26 protein-coding genes and 3 pseudogenes are annotated in these 22,686 nt (G+C 33.2%); 27 read left to right on the top strand and 2 right to left on the bottom strand.

What is annotated here, in order from left to right; all coding sequences use genetic code 11:
• Together C568_RS0127080 and C568_RS32200 are read left to right on the top strand one after the other, a co-directional pair.
• Positions 1-225, top strand: a pseudogene (locus tag C568_RS0127080) (hypothetical protein); the annotation flags it as partial.
• A gap of 44 nt (positions 226-269) precedes the next feature.
• Positions 270-1,296, top strand: a pseudogene (locus C568_RS32200) (ADP-ribosylglycohydrolase family protein).
• A gap of 118 nt (positions 1,297-1,414) precedes the next feature.
• Here the strand turns inward: C568_RS32200 and C568_RS35855 are convergent.
• Positions 1,415-1,911, bottom strand: a pseudogene (locus C568_RS35855) (transposase); the annotation flags it as partial.
• A gap of 453 nt (positions 1,912-2,364) precedes the next feature.
• Here C568_RS35855 and C568_RS0127065 point away from each other — a divergent pair.
• From C568_RS0127065 to C568_RS0127020, 10 genes are all read left to right on the top strand, one after another.
• Complete coding sequence (locus C568_RS0127065) at positions 2,365-2,766, top strand: hypothetical protein (protein ID WP_018783312.1); 402 nt, start codon at positions 2,365-2,367, stop codon at positions 2,764-2,766.
• A 466-nt stretch (positions 2,767-3,232) separates the two neighbouring features.
• On the top strand, positions 3,233-5,803 hold the full coding sequence (gene pulA / locus C568_RS0127060; RefSeq protein ID WP_018783311.1) for a type I pullulanase: 2,571 nt from the start codon (positions 3,233-3,235) through the stop codon (positions 5,801-5,803).
• A 224-nt stretch (positions 5,804-6,027) separates the two neighbouring features.
• Positions 6,028-6,393: a hypothetical protein gene (locus C568_RS0127055; RefSeq protein WP_003203397.1), complete on the top strand. Its 366-nt coding sequence runs from the start codon at positions 6,028-6,030 to the stop codon at positions 6,391-6,393.
• A gap of 112 nt (positions 6,394-6,505) precedes the next feature.
• The gene (locus C568_RS0127050; RefSeq protein WP_018783310.1) at positions 6,506-6,991 is read left to right on the top strand and encodes an Imm30 family immunity protein; all 486 of its coding nucleotides are present in this window, start codon (positions 6,506-6,508) and stop codon (positions 6,989-6,991) included.
• Between the two features lie 120 nt (positions 6,992-7,111).
• Entirely contained in the window at positions 7,112-7,600 is a 489-nt protein-coding gene (locus C568_RS0127045) for an SMI1/KNR4 family protein (protein WP_018783309.1), read from the top strand.
• 237 nt (positions 7,601-7,837) lie between these two features.
• A complete protein-coding gene (locus C568_RS0127040; RefSeq protein ID WP_018783308.1) occupies positions 7,838-8,194 on the top strand; it encodes an Imm3 family immunity protein in 357 nt (118 codons plus the stop codon).
• A 108-nt stretch (positions 8,195-8,302) separates the two neighbouring features.
• Complete coding sequence (locus tag C568_RS0127035; protein WP_018783307.1) at positions 8,303-8,659, top strand: SMI1/KNR4 family protein; 357 nt, start codon at positions 8,303-8,305, stop codon at positions 8,657-8,659.
• Between the two features lie 34 nt (positions 8,660-8,693).
• A complete protein-coding gene (locus C568_RS0127030; RefSeq protein WP_018783306.1) occupies positions 8,694-9,245 on the top strand; it encodes an SUKH-4 family immunity protein in 552 nt (183 codons plus the stop codon).
• Between the two features lie 13 nt (positions 9,246-9,258).
• Entirely contained in the window at positions 9,259-9,654 is a 396-nt protein-coding gene (locus C568_RS0127025) for an immunity 22 family protein (RefSeq protein WP_029427852.1), read from the top strand.
• A 237-nt stretch (positions 9,655-9,891) separates the two neighbouring features.
• Positions 9,892-10,734: an SDR family oxidoreductase gene (locus C568_RS0127020; RefSeq protein ID WP_006095418.1), complete on the top strand. Its 843-nt coding sequence runs from the start codon at positions 9,892-9,894 to the stop codon at positions 10,732-10,734.
• A gap of 163 nt (positions 10,735-10,897) precedes the next feature.
• Here C568_RS0127020 and C568_RS35850 read toward each other — a convergent pair whose 3' ends face one another.
• Entirely contained in the window at positions 10,898-11,071 is a 174-nt protein-coding gene (locus C568_RS35850; protein ID WP_231399048.1) for a helix-turn-helix domain-containing protein, read from the bottom strand.
• 578 nt (positions 11,072-11,649) lie between these two features.
• Here C568_RS35850 and C568_RS0127015 point away from each other — a divergent pair.
• The 15 genes from C568_RS0127015 to C568_RS0126945 all read left to right on the top strand — a co-directional run bounded on the left by C568_RS0127015 (position 11,650) and on the right by C568_RS0126945 (position 22,640).
• Positions 11,650-12,156, top strand: a complete 507-nt coding sequence (locus tag C568_RS0127015; RefSeq protein ID WP_029427851.1) for a hypothetical protein — start codon at positions 11,650-11,652, stop codon at positions 12,154-12,156.
• 100 nt (positions 12,157-12,256) lie between these two features.
• The gene (locus tag C568_RS0127010; RefSeq protein ID WP_018783303.1) at positions 12,257-12,733 is read left to right on the top strand and encodes a DUF6985 domain-containing protein; all 477 of its coding nucleotides are present in this window, start codon (positions 12,257-12,259) and stop codon (positions 12,731-12,733) included.
• A 108-nt stretch (positions 12,734-12,841) separates the two neighbouring features.
• Positions 12,842-13,231, top strand: coding sequence for an immunity 22 family protein (locus C568_RS0127005; protein ID WP_018783302.1), 390 nt, complete (start codon positions 12,842-12,844; stop codon positions 13,229-13,231).
• 47 nt (positions 13,232-13,278) lie between these two features.
• Positions 13,279-13,752, top strand: a complete 474-nt coding sequence (locus tag C568_RS0127000; RefSeq protein WP_018783301.1) for an SMI1/KNR4 family protein — start codon at positions 13,279-13,281, stop codon at positions 13,750-13,752.
• Between the two features lie 252 nt (positions 13,753-14,004).
• Positions 14,005-14,223, top strand: a complete 219-nt coding sequence (locus tag C568_RS0126995) for a bacteriocin immunity protein (RefSeq protein ID WP_029427848.1) — start codon at positions 14,005-14,007, stop codon at positions 14,221-14,223.
• 83 nt (positions 14,224-14,306) lie between these two features.
• Positions 14,307-15,038, top strand: coding sequence for a DUF4261 domain-containing protein (locus tag C568_RS0126990; protein WP_018783299.1), 732 nt, complete (start codon positions 14,307-14,309; stop codon positions 15,036-15,038).
• A gap of 226 nt (positions 15,039-15,264) precedes the next feature.
• Positions 15,265-15,801, top strand: coding sequence for a SecY-interacting protein Syd (locus C568_RS0126985; RefSeq protein WP_018783298.1), 537 nt, complete (start codon positions 15,265-15,267; stop codon positions 15,799-15,801).
• Positions 15,802-15,925: 124 nt separating this feature from the next.
• Positions 15,926-16,492 (top strand): DUF1444 family protein, encoded by a 567-nt coding sequence (locus C568_RS0126980; protein WP_018783297.1) that lies wholly within the window; start codon positions 15,926-15,928, stop codon positions 16,490-16,492.
• Positions 16,493-16,525: 33 nt separating this feature from the next.
• On the top strand, positions 16,526-17,140 hold the full coding sequence (locus C568_RS0126975) for an immunity protein Imm33 domain-containing protein (protein WP_018783296.1): 615 nt from the start codon (positions 16,526-16,528) through the stop codon (positions 17,138-17,140).
• 121 nt (positions 17,141-17,261) lie between these two features.
• The gene (locus tag C568_RS0126970; protein ID WP_003198562.1) at positions 17,262-17,642 is read left to right on the top strand and encodes a hypothetical protein; all 381 of its coding nucleotides are present in this window, start codon (positions 17,262-17,264) and stop codon (positions 17,640-17,642) included.
• Between the two features lie 224 nt (positions 17,643-17,866).
• The gene (locus C568_RS0126965; protein WP_018783295.1) at positions 17,867-20,254 is read left to right on the top strand and encodes a penicillin acylase family protein; all 2,388 of its coding nucleotides are present in this window, start codon (positions 17,867-17,869) and stop codon (positions 20,252-20,254) included.
• Between the two features lie 296 nt (positions 20,255-20,550).
• The gene (locus C568_RS0126960) at positions 20,551-20,994 is read left to right on the top strand and encodes a hypothetical protein (RefSeq protein WP_018783294.1); all 444 of its coding nucleotides are present in this window, start codon (positions 20,551-20,553) and stop codon (positions 20,992-20,994) included.
• Positions 20,995-21,046: 52 nt separating this feature from the next.
• Positions 21,047-21,394, top strand: a complete 348-nt coding sequence (locus C568_RS0126955) for a DUF2185 domain-containing protein (RefSeq protein WP_018783293.1) — start codon at positions 21,047-21,049, stop codon at positions 21,392-21,394.
• Between the two features lie 148 nt (positions 21,395-21,542).
• A complete protein-coding gene (locus C568_RS0126950; RefSeq protein WP_018783292.1) occupies positions 21,543-22,061 on the top strand; it encodes a SecY-interacting protein Syd in 519 nt (172 codons plus the stop codon).
• Positions 22,062-22,115: 54 nt separating this feature from the next.
• Entirely contained in the window at positions 22,116-22,640 is a 525-nt protein-coding gene (locus C568_RS0126945) for a DNA2/NAM7 family helicase (RefSeq protein ID WP_018783291.1), read from the top strand.
• Positions 22,641-22,686 lie beyond the last annotated feature (46 nt).

Genomic DNA, 22,686 nt, shown 5'->3' with positions numbered 1-22,686 from the left:
CGACAATTTTATGAAGCGGACCATCCTACAATTTCGTTTGCAGAACTGCAATTTGAATGGGAAACAAAGGCCTGGTTTTCACACATCATCTGGGAAGACGACCCTGCCTCACAATTACCAAAAGCTCAAATATTAAACGAATGGTTCAGCATAATCAAAAAGGAAACCCAGGATACACCACTTGATAGTGATACAAAATTTTCTTGGTATCCATCAATCTCTTAAAAATCTAACAGTATTTAGCTAGATAAGGAATAGGTGTGATAGAAATGCCTGGCAGAAGAATGATTGATAGATGGTCAGGTGATAATAAGTCTTTTCTTAGCTTGAGCATTAAACAAAGAGTTTTCCCACAATATATGGTGAAATTACTGGGGATTTTTTAGGCGTTCCAGTTGAATTTAAGCAAAGAGACACATTTTATATAGATGATGTGAGTGGATATGGAACCTATAACCAACCACCTGGAACATGGTCAGATGATACCTCTTTGATTTTGTGTCTAATCGAAAATCTGATAAAGAAGAAAGCATAAGTATTTTAATGGATAAATTTATTAAGTATAAAAAGGAGGGATATTGGACTCCGTTTGGAAAAATGTTCGATATTGGAAGAACTACAAATGATGCTATTATTCGTTTTGAGGAAGGATATTCACCAGAAAAATGTGGTGGGAAAGCTGAGTTCGATAATGGTAATGGTGCAATCATGAGAATAGCACCATTGGCTTTTATACTACTATATAATGAGTTTGATTTTATAAAAGAAGTAGAAATGATAAAAAGATATACTGAAATTACTCATGCTTATCCTCGTGCTATAGTAGGTTCCATTATTTATATTGAATGTTTGATAAGGCTTTACCATAATGATAATCCTCAAGAATCATTAGAAGTAGTTAAAAGGCTATTTGATAAAAATTTTGATAAAGGCCATAAATACCAAGATGAATTGAAACATTATTTAAGGCTTTTTGAAAATGATTTTTTTAGTATACATAGAAATGAAATCTTATCAGATGGATATGTAGTGCATACTTTAGAGGCTGCCATTTGGTGTTTAGGAAATTCAACATCATTTAAAGAAGCGGTTTTAAAGGCAGTGAACTTGGGTGGAGATACGGATACAGTAGCTGCTATAACAGGAACATTAGCAGGAATGTATTATAAAATGGATGGAATTCCAGAAGAATGGTTAGAAAAAATAGTAAGAAAGCAAGATATTGATGAAATGATAAAAAATTTCTATAAGTTTTGTGCGGATAAAGCAATTATAGAAGAATATGGTAGTCTCTAAAATAAAGAGAAGTAAGGCGAAAAGCATTAAATAAGGATTTATAATCCAAATATTTAATGCTTTTTGTTTATTACGTAAGAGATGAGTCATATAGAATGGGATAATCCAGACAAGCCACATATCCTAACTTCTTTAATTCCACTTTTATCTTTCGTGTTCCATAGTTCTGACGGCTCTCTCGGAAGATTTCTTTCACGAGTGGTGACAATCCATCTACTGTATCTAGTACTTGTTTTGCCTCATAATAATATGTCGCTCTTGATAATTGTAGGACATTGCACATTGCTGATATTGAGTATTTATGTAGGTTATTCTTCACTACTTTTACTTTCGTCCTAGTATCAGCGCCGCTTGCTTTAAAATATCATTTTCCATAAGAAGCTGTTTGTTTTGTTTTCTCAACGCTTCCAATTCTATTTGTTCAGCGGTCTTATTATCTTTCTCTTTAAACGAGCCAGATGTACGATTTTGATTGATCCACCGATCCAATGATGATGGTGTTAATCCATATTCCTTAATAATGTCTTTCCTTGGTTTACCATTTTGATACAGTTGAACCATTTGGTGCTTAAATTCCGCTGTAAAGGTTCTTCTTTCTCTTTTATTTTTCGTCATAGTAGATTCTTGTAGTCTACTTGACCTTAATTTTTTTGTCTAGTTCAGTGTAGCCTATCCACTATCTTCTGTTAAAATAATAAGACATGGTGTTTTATTAAAATAAAGTATTAGACTAAATTATAAATATGCGATTTCTATATAGGGAATAAAGAAAATTCAAAGAAAACATACTTAATAAAATCATATTTGCATAAAGTTTTTAAAAGAGAAAAAATCTAATCTTTGATGATTATGAAATTAGCCTCTGTGCTTGCTTCATATAATGAGTGATTATATTAACTAACTTTGTGTAGTTCATATATCTTTAGGACTTGTTAAATAAACAATTTTCATTATTTAAGGGTGTTTTATCTTAGAGAACATTTCATTTGGATGCTGAGATTAAGACACTTGAATTTATAGCAATTCATAAGAATATATCACAAAATAAAATGGGGGATGAGCTTGAATATGAAAACAAACACTGAATATGGATTAGTAACTGAACGAAAAGAAGAGAAAGTAATTATTAAGTATCTCAAACAATTTCTAGCTAACGATAAACGGACAATTTCAAAGACTAAAAATCCTCCATTATTAGAATCCAAATTACCATTTAAGTATAAATATTTTTACTTTAACCTTAATAAAGAAATGGGTACATATATTGCCTTATTTCCAAATCGAGATGAAGATTCAAATTATAAATATCCCGATAATAAAGAAGCTAGTTGGATATTACAAGTAAGATTAAAAAAATATTCCCCTGGTTACGATCAAGAAAAGACAAGCAATTATATAAATTCACTTTTAAATTCTCTTAACTGTGAGTTCACTATTGTATTTGAAGATGATGAAATTGATGATAATTAATAAAATCACTAACTTTTAAATGTTTTGCGATACTTTAGTATTATGTTTACGAAGTTTCAAAGTCAAAATATATCCACGCTTAACTATCTTCAATGAGTTACAACTGTACATGTTAACAACATGTACATAGGGTAAAAACAGAAAATTAATAATATATTGACCTCTTTATGGTTCGTGCTATAAAATTGAAAGCGATAACAAACGTTTTCTTAAAAATGTTTTCCGTGATCTTTTTGATATTTAGAGATATAACAAGGAATAAGTAAGTCTTTTTTTTAGCGTTTAATGCAAACGTTTTCGTTAATTTCTTACTCCTTTACATCTTTGATTTTTCTATTAAAAGATCATTGAAATAAATAAGTAAAAACATTCAATACGGAGGTGTTATAAAAGCGATTTCTAGATTAACTTATGCAGGGTTACTCATAATGAATTATTCGTAATATTTTAAGAAAGGGTGAATGGAGTGTATATTACAAAAAAATTAATAAACAAGACGTTTTTATTACTTACTGTAATTGCTATGCTATTATCTGGTTTTTCTTTTCAGAGTGTACAAGCAGAATCAAATACGAAAACAACTGAAATTATCGTTCATTATAAGGAGAAGTCTGGAAATACAAAAGATTGGAATCTTTGGATGTGGGCTGAAAATACGAGTGGTCAATCCTATGAATTTACTGGGAAAGATGAGTTTGGTAAGTATGCTAAGTTGAAAATAGATGGTGATTATAATCGTGTCGGATTTATAGTTCGTACGAATGAATGGGAAAAAGACGGTGGTGATCGTTGGATTGAAAATATTAAGGATGGCCGTGCTGAAGTATGGATTCTTTCTGGCGATGATAAAGTTTACAATTCTAAGCCTTCTTCTGAACTTTCTATTCAGAAAGCAACCATTGATAGCTTCAATGAAATCACTGTAACTACCAATGCTCCATTCAATATTAAGGAGCAAAAAATTGAAATTGAGGGCGTTAACATTGAGAAAGTTAGTCCTTATGATACAAATGATGGAGATAGTACTAATAAGGTTAAAATCATTACAGAAAAGAATCTTGATTTAAAAAAAACATACAAAATCAAAATGGGAAATTCCATTGAAGCTAATACTGAAATTGGTAAAGTAATTCGTAGCGAGGAATTCGATCATTTATTTTATTATGATGGTAGTGATTTAGGTAATATATATACGCCACAGGAAACAAAGTTTCGTTTGTGGGCTCCCACTGCGAGCGAGGCAAAATTGGTTACTTATAAAAAATGGAATGATGAAAAAGGTACTGAAATAAGCATGGATCAAGGTGAAAAAGGAACTTGGACTGCAAAACTGACAGGTGATCAAAAAGGCCTTTTTTATACATATAAGGTGAAGATTGGGGACAAATGGACTGAGGCCGTTGATCCATATGTGCGTGCTGCTTCTGTTAACGGTGATAAAGGTGCAGTCGTTGATTTAAAAGAAACAAATCCAAAAAATTGGAAGGGGAATAAAAAACCGAAATTTAAAAATCCGGAAGATGCTATTATTTATGAGTTACAAGTACGTGATCTTTCCATTCAACCTGAAAGTGGTATTAAACAAAAAGGAAAATATCTTGGTGTAACAGAAAAAGGAACGAGAGGACCCGAAGGCGTAAAAACAGGTCTTGATCATATTAAAGATCTTGGTGTTACTCATGTCCAGTTTTTACCGATATTTGATTATGCTTCAGTAAATGAAGAAAAATTAAACGAACCACAATATAACTGGGGATATGATCCGAAAAATTACAATGTACCAGAAGGCTCATATTCTACTAATCCTTATGAGCCGACTGTTCGAATTACTGAATTAAAGCAGATGATTCAAACACTTCATGATAATAATCTTCGTGTTGTGATGGACGTTGTATATAATCATATGTACAATGCGGCTGAATCCAATTTCCACAAGTTAGTTCCAGGTTATTATTATCGTTACAATGAGGATGGTTCACTCGCAAATGGAACAGGAGTAGGGAATGATACGGCTTCTGAACGAAAGATGATGAGGAAATTTATGATAGATTCCGTCGTGTATTGGGCAAAAGAGTATAATTTAGATGGGTTCCGTTTTGATTTGATGGGTATTCATGATGTCGAAACAATGAATACGATACGTAAAGCCATTAATCAAATTGATCCTTCTATTATTCTTCATGGAGAAGGTTGGGATTTAAATACGCCTCTAGCGCCTGAGTTAAAAGCAAATCAAAAAAATGCGGAGAAAATGAAAGGAATCGCTCATTTTAATGACGATATTCGTGATGGGTTGAAAGGAAGCGTATTCGGGGATAAGGATAATGGTTTTGTGAACGGAATGCAAAACATGGAAGAACGCATTAAAAAAGGAATTACGGCTGGTATGGACTATGATAAAAAAGTGTATACTTATCAGGATCCTGAGCAGGTCCTGACATATGTTGAAGCACATGACAACCATACATTATGGGATAAGCTTCAGTTGACTAATCCTGGCGACAGTGAAGAAGTACGTAAACAAATGCACAAGTTGTCTTCTTCCATCATATTAACATCGCAAGGGGTTTCATTCTTGCATGCAGGCCAAGAGTTCATGCGTACAAAATATGGTGATCATAATAGCTACAAATCTCCTGATTCTATTAACCAAATGGATTGGGTGCGCCGTGCAGCATTTGATAAAGAAGTAGAGTATATGAAAGGCTTAATAGAGTTGCGTAACAACCATTCAGCTTTTCGCATGACATCTGCTGAACAAATAAAAAAACATCTAACGTTCATTGATGCGCCAAAAAATGTTGTAGCTTATACATTAGATGGCAAAGCAAATGGTAATAAAAACGAATATTTTGTTGTGGCTCACAATGCGAATAGAGAAGCGGTGGAAATTACTCTTCCATCAAAAGGTCCTTGGAAAGTGCTAGTAGATGGTGAACGTGCAGGAAGTAAAGTACTTTATGTTTTCCATGATAATAAGATTAAGGTTCCCGCATTAAGTTCATTTGTTTTAAAAACAGAGAAAACGATTAAATAAGAATAGATGATTTAAAACATCCACTAACCATATCTGGAGAGAAACAGGATTCTTATCATAGACTATAAAGTAAAAGGTAGAAACAATCATACTCCTATTAATAAATTAATTCCAAATATGATAATATAAATTATGGAAAAAAGATGAAAAATTGTAGGGAATATACTAGACTGAAAAGTAGGAAGGTTTTTATTAGACGAACAAAAGTTTAAGAGGAGTTTAAAATGGCTATAAAAGTAATAAGGGCAACAGGTATGATGGGTGGGGCTACAAGAGTAGCTTTAAAAGTGGATAATGAAGTTGTAATGAAATTAGAAAATAATGAAGAGTACACGCTCCCTTCTGATGTAAAAGAAGCGAAGATAAAAGCAAATCAATTATTTTTTGGAAGTAAAGAAAAGCAAGTAAAAAGTGGCGATATAGTCGAAATTAAGATTAATGGTCTAGCGATGCTATTGTGTATGGTATCGTTAATAGCAGTATTATTTGGTTCAAAGATTGATCCTAATGCTATTTGGTTTGGTGTAATCGGCTGTTTGGTAACGCTTGTCTATTCAATAAATAATTGGTTCACGTTAGAAGTTAAATAACAGGAAACAGCAGAGGTTTTAAAAACTCTGCTGTTTTTTTACATCATAATTGTTTAAATAGTGTTTTGTATTCTAATAATTAGTGAGTAACAATAAAATCGGGAGGTACATCATGAGTTATAAAGAACAACTTGCTATTTTATATAAAATGCGCTTTATGGAAAATGAAGGCGATGATATTGAAGAATTTGAAGAAATATTAAATGAACTATCATTTCATGCAGGAAATGAAGTGATTCCAGAACTTTGTGAAATATTTGAAGACAAGGTGGCGGAACCTTCTGCAGACAGCGATGTAATTGAAACCATTTTTTATATTGCAAGCCGGAATGGATTAGAGGATGGACTTGTACAGTTAGCGAATGGAATAACAAATATGTTACCCCAGGCAGAATTTTGGGCAGATAGAATTCATCGAACACTTTTAAATTCAGAAGAGTTAATTTTGCCATATATTAAAGCTTTACAACAGGTTGATGAGCATACGAAACAAATAGTGAAAGATATTTTATGTAATGTAAAGAGTGAGATGCCGGAGTTATTTGCGGAAAAGGTTGATTTTATATTAAGTCATTCCGCAATCAATGAAGTGAATTGAAACTGTACAAAAGAAATTTGAGTGGCAATAAATGAGAGGAAGGTAGCTATAAAAATGTACTCAAATTCGCTAATAAGAATATAATCAATATCACTTTAGGAGTGATAGAAATGAAAAAAAATGAGTCAACTCATTGCACAAATAGAGTCTTTATCTGATTGTCGTGTGCTTGAGCCTGCAGGATTACCGATAATTAATGAGAAGAAGCATATCCTACCTGAGGATGTAAAGGGATTTTACAGTCTTTGCGGAGGAGCGGTTTTGTTCGAGAATGAGGAGTATCCGATTTATATTGTCTCCTCACAAGAATTTATTTTAGCAAATCCAGTAATAATAAGTGAGCTGTGTGAAGATGATATTACTTCCAATTGGTATATTATATGTAATGATGGAAAAGAGGAATACTTAACAATTGACCTAAATCGAAATAGATTGGGGAAATGTTATGATAGCTTCTTTGATCGTCATGGAATTGCAGGGGAATCACAAATCATTGCAACATCGTTTATAGATCTACTTGAAAGACTTATACATAATAAGGGGAAGTATTGGTATTGGATGCAGAGTGATTTTGTATCACTTGGAGATGCTTATGATGGACTCATATAAACGTTCATAAATTTTTAAATAAACAGTAGTAAAAAACTTGATTGTACAATGCCTTTCAAGTTTTTTGATTTGAAAATTGCTAGGATTGTAAAATGTAGTGGTAGATAATCAAAATGATGGGAGAAAGATACGAAAAGGAGAACTGACATGGTGATTTTAAATTAGACTTAGCTTTTCATACCTAAACAATTACTTTAAATTCAACATGATAATTAATGCCTAATGGAGGAATCTGAAATGGAAAACTGGGAATACAATGAATTGTTTGAAGCCATTAATGAAGCCTATAATGACTTTTTAACTTTAGATAGAGGACAGAAAGATGCAATTGCGAGAACTTGTTATGAGTATATAAATCTCGGAGAAATAGAAGACGTAATTGTTGATACAGCTGTAGGTGAAATAGTGTTAACTCATGACAAAGTGTTCATTGGGTATATAAAAGGTATAACAAAGAGATTAAGCAAGTTTAATCCACTAGACGCAATGGGGGAATTAACACAAGAAGAAATAAGAGATTTATCCAACAGAATACATAAAGTATTGGAAGGTCTTGAAAAAGTAGAGATTGATTATAATCCTTCAGCAGAATAGCGCGGTTTATTCTCTTTCGTGCTGAAGAGGAAGTATTTGAAGGTAAACGAGTAGGAGAAAAGCTATATCTTTGTTTTGCTCAAAATAAATGAGAAAGCGGGAATTTGAGTGGGGAGCTATTTTATTAAGATAGATGGGTTTGAATATCCAGAAGCGTATAGAAAAGTAATTGAATTACATTTAGTGGATTTTGATTTATGGTATATGATCGAATCAGCACAAGCAACTAGACGCTTTCTTGATTTGAAAGAAAGGTATCCAAATAGAAAATTAGTTCCTTTTGCTAGAAGAGATGATAATGATGATATTGCCTGCTTTGAATTTGGAAAAGGACAAAAGGTTCAAGTGATTCATGACTTCGCTACGGAAGGGTTTGAACAGAGGAAGGAATTCGATGATTTTTGGGAATGGCTGGAGTTCGCGATTAGGGAAATGATTGATTTCAATAGAATGGAAGAGGAGTAAATTACGGGGATGAAAAAAGGAAAGGGGTAATGAAATGATTGCACCTAAAGAATTTTGTGATAGATGGAATGAAAAAAGAGACGGGCCATTAAACAAATTAGATCGAGATATGTTACAGCACACAAATTTATCTAGTGATACGAGAAGGTTTTTAAGCGAAGCGGGTCTTCCAGCATCAGCTGCTCCATTTATAGAGTTTGATAACGCAACTGAATTAATGCAGAATGTAACTCGAAAATTTGGCATGCCAATAGATTTTGAGTTTTATTGGTTTATGGGTACGACTGGTTCTGGGGATCCTCTATGTATTGATGAAAGAACAAATAAGGTAGTCTATTTACATCACGACAACAATTATGAAGAAATCTTCATTAATTCTTCCATTCATCAATTTGCAGAAAGCCTTCTATTGTTTTCTAAGTTAATTGATGAAGCGATTCACTTAAATGGTGAATTTGCTTTTTTAGATAATGAAATTCCAGAGTCAGTGTGTATTTGGTTTGAAAATGAATTAAGGCGTATCGATCCAAAGGCTGTAGAAAAGAATACATTTTGGTCTGAGGAGCTTAAAAATCTTACTGAATAAAGGAGGAGGTAACATCGAAAATCCAGGAGTAATATCTCTATGGCTAGGGAATTTCAAGAGTAAAGAAATGCTGCAAAAGTATGTGGAAATAAAATTTGATGAACAGGGAGATAGAATCCCATCACAATTTATGAGAGATTTTCAAATTGATTTTATAAATTACAATGAAGATCTATTGGAAATCACATTTATTGATATTTTAACTACATCTTTACAGTTGTTATTAGAAGGCGCATCTTATTATGAAAAGATTATATCTCAATTCATAGATTATTATGGGGAACATATGTTAGAGAGTTATAACACAGTGATTAGAGTGTATGATTTTGAATATAACGAAGCTAATGCTGTTGAAAATAAGCACCTTGTTTATGCTGGCGCAGTTATTTATGAAGAGTGGGAAGAATAATATTGATGAAGACATTTATGGTCAAAGTATCTGCTGCTTATAATGTGGTGAAACGCTCAAAGCATAATAAGTGTGTTTTAAATTTTTCGTTTAATCTTTAATGAAAAATATAAGGCTACTAGAAATATTCGGAGAGTATGAACGCATGAAAACTTCCTCTATTTAATTTTTTGAAAAGGATATATTTTCTTGTATATCATAATACATTATAGAAAAATGCTGAGAGGGGTGTATGTGATGGGTTTCCCGCCTCAACAACAAGGTAGACCTGGCATTGAATCATTAATGATACCCAGACCTATATTTGATAACCCCAATTACAAACCAGCCGGTAAGCTTATAAATAAGGTAGCACTTATAACTGGTGGAGATAGTGGAATTGGTAGAGCTGTCGCTGTAGCATTCGCGAAAGAGGGTGCAGACATAGCAATCTCATATTTAAATGAACACAGCGATGCAAAAGAAACGGCGTTCTATGTCAAAAAGTACGGCCGTAGTTGCATTACCATTCCAGGTGATATTGGGTATGAGCAGCATTGCCAACAAGCAGTAATGCAAACCATTCACCAATTTGGCCGTATTGACATTTTGGTGAATAATGCCGGTGTACTATACATAAGGAATAGTCTACTTGATGTAGATTCGAACCAACGAGCAAGTACCTTTCACACAAATGTTTTTTCTCAGTTTATTTTTACGAAAGCTGCTTTGCCATACATGAATTCAGGGAGCTCCATAATAAATACAACATCCCTTAGTGCTTATGATGGAGATCAAGATGCAATTGACTACGCGGCATCTAAAGGGGCTATTGTTTCATTTACACGTTCGCTGTCATCGTCACTGGCATCGCAAGGGATTCGAGTTAATGGTGTGGCCCCAGGACCAATTTGGACGCCATTAATTCCATCTTCCTTACCTCCAGAATGGCTTGCCACATTTGGAGACCATGTTCCTATGAAGCGAGCTGGTCAACCGTTTGAAGTGGCACCTGCTTATGTATTCTTGGCCTCCGATGATGCATCTTACATATCAGGGCAAATTCTGCACGTGAATGGTGGGGAAATTGTAAACGGATAAATACTAACAAAACTGATATTAATTATTGTTCAAACTGGGTATTTCCCTTTCACCCTATATTCACTCAACTCTCTTTTCTTCTTCATAAGGAGTAAATGTCCTATTTGAAACATGATGGAAGACCAGAGTAGAATGGAAATTAATTGCCCATACAAATGGCAGTCTAACCGTTCTCTTCTATGTGTCTAAAGTTAATATTTTGTCTCTTTTGATTAGCTAACTTACTTAAAGTCGCGTATCGAATATCTGTTAATCTTGATGATTCTCGTAAGGAAATTCCTTTACGGCAAAAAAAGAAGACAAAATGGAAGGAGGGGTCTAATGAAAAGTACTTCAAGAGAAAAAGAAATATTGTCATCAGGTTAATGCCAGTAGCTGTTGTAGGGGTTTTTTACCACTGTTTATGTACAAAGCGATAACAGGTAAAAATGAAGTGTACAAATATCATCGCTAATCAGCTTTATCCCGCATTAACGGGCAGTAATACTCCCACTTCAAAATTCGGTGAAAGCAAAGAAGTTAGGTGGGAGATAAACTAACTGCCCGTAAAAACCCGATTGGTCGGGCTAATAATCAGTGGAGGATGAAGAAAACCCTCACTGATTAAAGTTGCACTTTATATTGCTTTCTTAGTGTTCTTTGTTTTAAGTTGGCTTGAGTCTAGTTTGAAGTATACAATTTGAACAGGGAGGAGGAAAAATTGAAAGAAATGGACAAGTAATTCAAGAATGGGGTCCAATTGATTATGGTTTTAAATCTCAATTGAGTAAAGTGGAAGTGGCAGCTAAATGAGGATGAGATAGAAGAAGCGGATACAAGTTTAGGAATTTACACGTACTTCTATACAATATTAAATAATGTAGATATTAAAAATAAGGGTTATTTATATTAAGGAGGATAAACATGCGGTTTTGTATGGAATTTGGCGATACGAATTTTATTGGGGTTGTAAATGCGGAGCGATACAAGTCATTTGTGGATGAGGATTGGGAATTTGAAATGTTGCTACAGCATTTTACTAATGAAATGAAAAACGGAAATATTTTAGTACTTCAGATGACTGAAGAAGGTATTGAGCACTCGTGGAATGTAGAAGTAAAAATTGGAGAAGAACCAATAAAGCAGGAGTGCTTCAGAAAAGCAGAAGGGTATATTAGAGTAACTGAGAACCAATTATATTTAGTTGATTATGACTGCCTTACAATGGCTGCACAATTTGAAGATGAGAAAGTACCTGATGAAAATTGCTCCAATTATAAAATTGATATCGAAAATGGAGTATATAAAGTGGAAGTCCTTCAATCTTATAATGTAGATAACGATGAATATGTTGGGACAAATGAGAAAGATATACTATTAAACTTTATGAAAGTACCTGTTTTCCAACAAACAGTAGATCGTGTCTTTTGGTGTAGTTTTTAACGAATGTTTTGGTTATGTTTTGCTAGGGAATGTATTTGTACTTCGGTATAAGTAATTAGCAAGAAAATAGAATAGTAGTATCCGATAGGAGAATGAATAGATGAAAAAAATAAACCATAAATTATTTGGTGAACTTATCTATGATGGATATTGGACCGGAAAACAAAAAATAGCTATTTTGGGTCATGACAAAATAGTTCCTTTAACTATTGATGGGGAAGAACATGGTGTATTTTCTGCAATTCAAGAAGAATCATATAGAAAATTCATCGCTGATATAAATAGACTAACACAAGAAGCTGAACAAGCTATATTCGAATATTATCAAGAAGAATGTTTAGAGTATAGAGCTATGTTAGGTGATGAGTCTGCTGATGAAATAGTACCAATTATAACAACTACTCAACAATTAGGAAAGTTGGTTGATCCTATAGGACTTACTATTTTACCAGATTTCGAAGATGGAGTTAGAAGGCTAGGATTAATATTCAATTGTACATGGGAAGAGGACGGTATTGGTGTAAGATTTGAGAATGAAGAAGTTATTGAAGTTGGTTATCAAGATATTGTTATTTAAATTGTAGAACGAGAAAACTTACATATGAATAAAGTTTTGCAAGATAAGGGCGTTCACAGTAAGAGAACAGGTTTCTATACGATGGAGAGTATAATAAGGAGAGGTAATATGGAATATAAAGGAATGTCTTCGTTGTGGCTTGGAACGAGTCAATCATTTCAGCATCTTCAAGAATATGTTGATATAGAATATACAGAAGATGGAGATAGTATAGATTCAAAATTTGGAGAGAATTTCGGTTTTGGTTACTATGATGAAGATCAAATCGAAATTATGTTTTATGAGGAACCTAAAATACATATAGAAGAGATTTTACTGGATTTCTCTTATAGTGAGGTAATTATTCCGAGATTTAAAGATTTGATGAAAAAAGTAAATGTAGAGGACAGGATGAATTCTGCTATAGTGCTGTATGATTTTCAATACGATGCTGAGAAAGTAGAAGATACATATGAGGGTTTAGAATTTATATTTATTGGCGCTGTACCTTATAATTAATGATTTTTAGGTATTTAATGAAATATCAAAACATCAAGGAGGAAAAAATGAAAATACAAACGGAAAGTATTATTTATCCTCTCTCAGATGATACGTTGCTAGAAAGAATAGAGGGAAATCTGGAAGTTAAATTCCCTTCAGAATTTTGTATGTTTATTAAGAAAAATAATGGAGCGATTCCCATCACAAAGTATTTTGCACATAAAAACAATCGGTATGTAGTAGAGCGTTTCCTATGTTTATTGGATAACCCAAGTGAAAATCCAAAAGGTATGTATGATATGAAAGTAGTGTTTAGTCAATTGGATGAACGAATTATTTCGGATGAGGATTTAACTGGTGCGGAGATAGTTCCTATTGCGGCTCTATATGCGGGAGATTTTGTTTGTATAGATTATCGGGAAAATCAAATGAGTCCAGAGATTTGTATTTGGTATCATGAGGATTCAGATGAATTTGAACCATTCACTGAAAAAATAGCGAATAATATAAATGAGTTTTTTGAAATGTTATCAGAATAAGTTGAAAAAACTGCAAGATAAAACGTATTTTATGTAAGAAGCCCGTATACATATTTTCTTGATAAAATTATATGATGAATTGGAATCCCTAGTGAACGGAATGTACCTAGGGATTTCGTGTTTTTTAACAATAATATAACTGTCAAACGTAAAAATATAAAATAGAAATATAGTACAATAAATGTAATGTAAAGTTTAATTGGAATAGAAAGAACAGTGGAGCGATTTTTGCAATTTGAAAGGTTGGAAGATATGAAAAGTAAAATGAACAGAGAGGAACTTATTGAACTTGTAAAAAAGATCTATAATCTTGATTTACCAGAAACAGAACATAGCGAATATGTGAAACAATTCAATAATAGCGGTGTTCCACATCCAGCACCTAGTGATTTAATATTTTGGAATGATATAGAATTAACACCTGAAGAAGTAGTAGAATTTGCATTAAGTTATAAGAAAGAAAAAGAATAACTTTAATAAGTAGATGAGAGAGTTTAGAAGGAGATTGTATTAGTATTTACATAGAGAAATGTTGTAAATAAGGAGAGGGTTAGATGGAAAGTTCAAAAGTTGTATTATGTATACCTGGTTTATGGAAGAATAGAAGTGAACTTATTGAGGCGATTGTAAGAAAAAGTGAGGGATATATGTTTGCTGGGAATTATATGAGTAAACTAGGAGACCCGAGTATTTTTTTTGAAGTTGATATATATGAACATGACGAGCGAGTAGCAGAAGCGTTTGAAATTGCTGGATACAATTCATTTACTGAGGAAGACCTTGATCTTATTAGAAAACATTCTTTAGCACTGTATTTAATTGGGGAAGGAGGTTCCATTGAAAAGATAAGGAAGTTAGTTGATGCTGCAAATGCACTTGTAAAAGCTGGAGGGCTGGGCGTGAAAGTTGAATCCTCAGGTACTGCAAATACAATTGAAAGTTGGAAGGATATGTATCATACAGATGATGAAGTCCAATTATTCAAAGCTTTTGTAACAGTAGTCGCAGAAGATGATTTTTACTATACGTGTGGTATGCATTGCTTTGGGCTGCCGGATGTAATTACTTTTAAAGATCAAGTAACCCCGCAATATGCTCAAGAATTAATGAACGTTTTTTGTCTGTATAATCTGATTGAAAAGCCTAGCTTAACGGACTATTCTACATTCAGCCTAGATGAAAATAACCCTCATTTTATATTGCAACATACGGAGTGTAAACATTTTTCAGAAGATGAATTGTTTTATAATCAGTATGGTATTTGGGCGTTAGTAAAAAAAGCGTAGTATAAAATTTGTTGTGATAGGAATAGATGGTGCAGGAAATCCGATTTGTTGTAAATAACTAACTGTAAAAATGATGAGAGTTGATATGGATACTGGTGAATAAGAATGGAGTACTTCTAATTTAGGGGCATATTTACTTAGGCATTTACTGAAGAGGTATAAATCCATTTTTGATGATAGATTTGTAGGGGGAAAATTAAGTGAAGTAAAGTAAAGGGGAATATGCGTGTCTATTAAAAATGCAATGCAACAATACTTTAGGTTAAGAATAAAATTAGCGCACGAAGGTTTAGATTTTCTATTAAAAACACCAGTTCTTGAAGAAGTGAATCCTATTCTTTATGATGGGGAAATAGATGAGGAAGGTTATATTCTATGGAAACCAGTAGAAAAAAATATCGTACACGACTTTATTCATTTAGAAGAAGAAATGGATATTCACTTTCATCAAACGGTTATTACGTACTTTAATTCCTATTGGTTTGCTGAATTAAATGGTTTTTATAAAAATTATTATATTGAATTAGAAGCGGTATTGCCGAATATTGAATTGCATTCATTTAAAGAACGGTTAAAGGGCTATAAGGGGAACCTTCAAGAGAGATTAAAACATATCCCAATAGGTATTGAAGGTAACGGAATGTTAGTTGTGATTGACAATGAAAATGGGAAAGTGAAATTAGAAGATTTTGAGAGAAGTTCATTTGAAACAATTTCAGAAAATATACAAGAATTGATTTTGAATTTACGTTTGAAGAGGTGATAGTTAGTGTAAGTTTAAAGGAACTCATTTCTCGATTAAGCTTCCAATGAATTAGTAGTGTTTTATTGGCTTTATATCTGTTAATTGGTGTGTATTGTTATAGAAAGTAAAGGGGCGTATTTATATGACAATCCGGTTTTGTAAGGAAGCAGTTGCATACTTAAAACCAATAGTAAAAGAGGATCTTGAGGAAGAGTGCATTACTTTATCTGAAGAAAATAGTTTTGTCCATACATTTTATAATGAAGATTTAATGATTACCTTTTTAGTTGAGGATCATCAAAACGCTTATTTTCAATATGTTCAAAATAAGCATATGTCAGGAGAAGGATTGGATGAGAAGCAGTTATTAGAAATCGGGATCAATAATCTTTATAAATTAGCAGATGAAAAAGAACTACGGGTTCACACGCTATCGGAAGGGTGTTTTGCTTTAATTCTTGACGGGAATTTCGAGGCTAGCTTAATTGTTCTAGACGATTTATGGGAGCACTCATTAAAAGAATTCGTATCAAATGGGTATGCAGTTGCGATACCAGCGAGAGATATTCTTGTTTTTTGTGATTGTAATGCTAGTAACGGGATTGAAAAAATGAGAGGAATAATAGAAAAGGTTTGGGAAGATGGAGATCATTTACTGATTGATAAAATTTTGGTGAGAAGTGAGGGGAAATGGAGTTATTCAGAGTGAAAATGAAGCACATAGGAAAAGGGGAAGAAATTAGTGGAAAATTTTATTAAGAAGATAGGGGATAAAACTTTCATTGCTCAGGCGGAAAAGATCTTCGCAGTGCAGGTAGAAGGGTTATTTCATTTTTTAACTGAAGTAGAAAATGATCGATTAATAGATGGGTTTTCTATACAAGTTGGTTGGTCGATTTATTTTCTTGATAAAAGGGAAGATGGATTTCATATTACTGTACATGATTATACGAAGAATCCATTTGAAGATATGACAGATGATTTGACGATTTCATTATGGATACTATTAACACAAGTGAGTTTTTTAAAACCATTAACAATTGAAGGGGAATTGCTGCGATTTTGTGATAAAATTGTCGCTGCCAAAAATGTATTAAAGTTAGATGATATTTACTTAGAAAGAACAACAGATTGTGAAAAAGGTGACTCCGGTTGGTATATAGGTCCTATTAATGATGAGGATGATACAGAAGAGTACGAAGCGTTTTATGCATATGAATTACTAAAATTGAAGCCTTCACTTATTCAAGTATTAACATTACCTTCTGCATTTCTTGTAATCTTTGAAAAAGATGTAGTGAAAGCAGTGGTAGATGAAAATAATGTGAACATTTTGGATAGGATTAACGATAAATAATCTGGTATAGAAAAAAGACCCAGCCATTTGTTAATGTTAGTATCTCAATAAAGTGTAAAAATCGAATCGTGTAGGATGAGCCTTATTACATATTGAAGCAATTACTTAGGGAGGAACATTTGTGGCTTATAAAGATAGTTTATTTCATGTTGTTAAGGATAAAATTATATTAACTATGTTTATTTTACTTACTGTTTTCCATATGATAAATTTTGCATTTTTCTTCTTTTTTGCAGTTACGGTAGCTTTGTTTTGGGACGATCCGAATGCTGATATGAGTACAGAATATGCGCCAATAGTTATGCCGTATTTATATCCAGTTCTCATCGGTGGGATATGTATATTTTTAGCTTTTGTCAGCTGTTATTTCTATCAGAAGTACGCACCAAATTCTAAGTGGAAAAAGGTAGCTGTGGAAGTGCTTTTTCTGATTGTTGCATTTGTCATTCCAAGATTTTTTGGTGCATTTAAAATTCCTTTATTGGACATGCTTTCAAGATAAAGAGTTTACTATTGAGTATTCAAGAAACAAAAAGTCTCAGTAAATCGAAATTTACTGGGGCTTTTTGTTTATCGTTATCTTTTGAGTGAGACAGTTCACGATAAGAATGTAAAAAATAAATAGTATTCTACATATCAAAGATGGATGGTACATGACAACTCTCTTCAATCTGAAAGGTTTCTCTCCTAATATGAGCGAATAGATTGAAAAAGGAGGGAGTTTGTATGGAAGTTGTTGTGAAACAGCGGAAGAAAAGAGGTAAGGGGAAAAAAAATTTCATTTGGTTTGGTAGTATTCTTCTTTTTTTACTTGTTACCGCGGCAGTTTTTGTAAATGCATTCGTGATGAAGTCAATGCCAAAGGTAGAAGGGACGGTTCATGTCAGTGGATTGCAAAAATCGGTTCAAGTAATACGAGATGAAAGAGGGGTACCTCATATTAAAGCTGAGAATGAGCATGATTTATATTTTTCACAAGGATATGTTCAGGCGCAAGATCGGTTGTTTCAAATGGACTTAAGTAGAAGACAAGCATCTGGAACATTAGGCGAAGTGGTTGGGAAGGCAGCGCTAGATAAAGATAAATTGTTCCGAACCCTTGGGCTAAGGCGAGCAGCAGAAGCATCAGTAAGCCAATATACTGGCGAAGCAAAAGATGCATTGGAGTCGTTTGCTGATGGAGTAAATGCATTTATAAAGGAAGCAAAAAAGGACGGGAAACTACCAGTAGAGTTTCATTTACTAGGATACGAGCCTGCTGAATGGACTCCGGTTGATTCTTTAACGATTGGCAAGTATATGGCTTTTGACTTAGGTGGTCATTGGCATGGACAAGCATTTCGATTTTGGGCACTTCAACATCTTTCGAAAGAGCAGGCCTATGAATTATTTCCAACTTATCCAACGGATGCTCCTAGACTATTAGCGCTGTTAAATAATCTGGATGTGAATGTGGCCAGTGGTTTTGCAAAAGCAATTATTCCACCAGAATCTAACGGGAGCAATAATTGGGTTGTAAGTGGAGAAAAAAGTGCATCAGGAATGCCTATATTAGCAGATGATCCCCATCTTTCTTTGGCGACACCATCGATATGGTATCAAACACATTTGGAGATGAAAGACATAAATGTGAGCGGAGTTATTTTTGCAGGGGTTCCAGGTGTTATGTTAGGGCATAACAAACAAATTGCTTGGGGTGTCACGAATACAGGTCCGGACGTACAAGATTTATATATAGAAAAAAGAAACCCGGATAATCCCAATGAGTTTTTGTATAACGATAAATGGGAAAAAGCTACGATTGTGAATGAACCTATAAAAGTGAAAGGTGAAAAAACAATTCCTTACGAAGTGACGATTACTAGACACGGTCCAGTCATTTCAGAATTTGCTTATAAAAATAAAGATGAGGCTGTTTTTGCGCTTAGATGGACGGCATTGGAACCTTCAGCGGAATTAAAGGCCGTATTAAATATGAACAAAGCAACAAATTGGACTGAATTTGAATCAGCGCTGGAAGATTTTCATACTCCTACTCAAAATTTCTTATTTGCATCAACAGATGGCACAATTGCTTATAAAGCAAACGGAAACATACCGATACGTAAAAAGGGAGATGGAATTTTACCTGTTCCTGGATGGACAGATGAATATGAATGGGAAGGCTACATTCCCTTTGATAAACTTCCAAAGGTGATAAACCCAGAACAAGGCTTTATATCAACAGCCAATAATAAAATAATAAATGATGATTATCCGTATCATATTAGTCATATTTGGGCGCAGCCGTATCGTCAAATGCGTATTCAAGAATTTTTACAGGAAAAGGATAAATTGACTACGAAGTATTTACAAACTTTGCAAATGGATCAAAAGAACCTTCAGGCAAGAGAGTTTGTTCCAGTGTTTGTGAAAGAACTGAATAAAGTAAACGTATCAGACGTGGAGAAACAAGGGTTAAAAGAGCTGACAAATTGGGATTTTTACGATAATAAAGAGAAAGCTGCCCCGTTAATCTTTCATTTATGGATGAAAGAAATATCCAATACTTTATTTTCAAAGGAAATACCAAAGGATGTAATGGGTTTATTTGAAGGTAAGCAACAAGTTGTGGAACAATTGATACGGAAGCAGATGAATGGGGAAAACAGTGTATGGTTTTCTAAACATAGAGGCTTCAAAGAAGTTTTACATACATCGTATTCAAAGGTAATGAAAAAGCTTGAAAAACAATATGGATCAGACGTAACGAAATGGAAGTGGGGAGAATACCATAAGCTTTCTTTTAGGCATCCTATGTCCCAATCCTCTCAGTTACTTGGTTTTTTTTTCAATCGTGAAAAGGCTGTGCCAGTTGGGGGAAGTAATATTACAGTTCAAGCAGCAAGTTATGGAGATGATGGGATTGTGAATCACGGAGCATCTTGGCGATTTGTAATAGATACAAAGGATATGTCAAATGGTTATCATATTGTAGGACCAGGACAATCAGGACATTTTAAAAGTGACTGGTATCATGATCAAATAGAAGATTGGGTAAATGGAAACTATCATGCTACTACGCTTCGTACAGATCGAATTGACGGTAAAATATTAATTTTAAAACCACAATAAGATTTATCCCGGATTAACGGGAAATAAGACCCCACCTAAAGATTCAGAGAGGAATGAGGAAGATAGGTGAGGGATAACTGCCCGTAAAAGCCTGATTGGTTCATCTAACCACCAGTGGGGGATGAAGAAAAAACTCACTGATGAAAGTTGTACTTTATAGGACTCTTACGTTTGTAAGAGTCTTTTTCGTATCATAAATAGCTTTCTTATAAAACGACAGTGTACCATAATTAAATTATGGAATGTTATAATTTGGGAAGAGAGTTTCATAGTTATACATATATAGAGGTGAGTACATGAGCAATTGTTATTTTGAATTTGTAATACATAAAGAGTCTTGTTTTCATAGACTAAGAAAATTTTTTTACAATCTTAAAGAAGAGAAAGAAAAAGAGATGATAGACTGTAGTAATTCTATATGGTTAGCGTATTTTGAGGAAGAGGTATTAAAACAATTTTGGTGGCCGACGGAAGAAGAGTTACACCATCACCAGATTTTATGGGAACAAACCCCTGTAGAAAAGCGTTTTACAGATTCTAAACTGAGAACACCATGGGACTTTGAATCTATGATTGATGCATTTGCTTGTGGAGAATATGAACTAGTCTCTTGTGAAAAGGTATCGAACAATATTGGAAGAATTGAATTTTATCCCTATGCATGGCCATACGGCGGAAACGATGTGTTTAGAGCGTTGATTGAGTATAGTGGATTCAAAATTATTGATGAGAGCGTATAGAGCTTACAAACGTTAACAATTATAAAAGAAACAATGAAAAGGGGAAAAGATTATGTCCAATTACGTAAAGTCAGAATTTGTCGAAAATGCAGGCGGTTGTATCATATCAAAAAATATTTTAGATGGGAACGGAAAATTAAAATGGCTAGTTAGAGATGAATCTGTAACTCGTGTTGATAATGGCTGGAGGTTTTTTTCGGAAATTGATGATGATGATTACGTAAATGATCCGGCCAACCTAGTCGTATGTGATTTTAATACAGTAGCTCAAATTGAACCTGCTATTCTAGCGGTTTATTCCTTTCCGGTTGGAAGTGATCTACAATTAGTTGTAGAGAATGGAAAATGTTATTTTATTGATAATATAACAGAAGAAGTTATCGAGTTTTTGTACCATTAAAATAACATACTCTAAAGAGGAATAATAACTTGTAGCCAGATAGATTCTGTACAAAGAGAAAATGTATATTATGCTACACGAAGTTGTACTGAACTTATTAGTGAATTGTATGAAGTAGGGAATAGATAATGGTTTGGGAGAAGTGAAAATGAAAAGAGAAATGGAGCAGTATTTTCATAAATTATTTAAGGAATGGAAAAACTATAATCATTCATTACCAAAATCCGTATGGATAGAAGAAGCAGATTCTTTTATATATGTAGGGGAACCAGATGCAGAGGAATATATTTTTTGGAAGCCTATAGAAAAAGATTTATTTCATGACTTTTCTGATATAGAAAAGAAATTAGCAGTACAATTACATCATTCGATTAAAGAATATTATAATTCCTACTGGTTTTTAGATTTAGCAGGTAGTTATTTAGAGTATAACATAGAGCTAAATCCTGTTATACCAGGAATTGAACTTCGAGATTTTTATACCTTTTTACAAGATTATAAAAAAGCGCACCATAATGAGTTGAAAAATATTCCTATAGGTATGGAATGTAACGGGCTTTTGGTAGTTGTAGATAATGAAAATGGCCAAGTGAAAATAGAAGATTATGAAAAGGGGACTTTTGAAGTTATTAGTAATAGTTTAGCAGAACTCATTTCAATGCTCTAATGAAAATATATAATATAGGGTTCAATTTGAAATATAAGTTAAGAGGTAATGAATATGAGTAAATTATTATTAGAAAAAATAGAATTAGTCAAAGATATTTTAGGTGATGATCCATTTAGTTTGGTTATTGGTGAAATTGTAGAAGAAGAAAAGCAAATAGCTGAAAAATTAGTAGATAATATTTTAAAAGATTATTATTTTATTACAAGAAAATACAAAAAATTGAATAGTGGAGTAATTACTATATACGGCCATCAAAAACTTGAAAGTATTCAGTTTTATGTGGAAGATATGCTAGATGGTGCTGATAAATGGATTTGTATAGGAACGGTAGAAAATTATCCATTATTTATTAATAAAATTGATGGAGAAGTATCTTGTTTGTTTGGAAATTTAATTGATCAAAATTTTGTTATTGAATCATACGGTGATTTTAGCAGTTTTTTAGAAAATTATTTTTTAGGGAGCAAATATATTGATATCGGCCTGTCTTTTGTTGAAGCGGGTGGAATAAGGAATCCCATTGGAAGTAAAGATGACGAGTGGTATAAACTGTTAGAATTGAATAGATTAGTTTAAAGGTATTACTTTGAATTTGGTGGTGAAAACTTTTTTACTTTAGAGA

It is taken from the genome of Bacillus sp. 95MFCvi2.1 (genome assembly GCF_000374965.1).
GTDB classification, from domain to species: domain Bacteria; phylum Bacillota; class Bacilli; order Bacillales; family Bacillaceae_G; genus Bacillus_A; species Bacillus_A pseudomycoides.
Note: the sequence above shows the minus strand (reverse complement) of the source record. Positions and strands in the feature narration are given on the sequence as shown.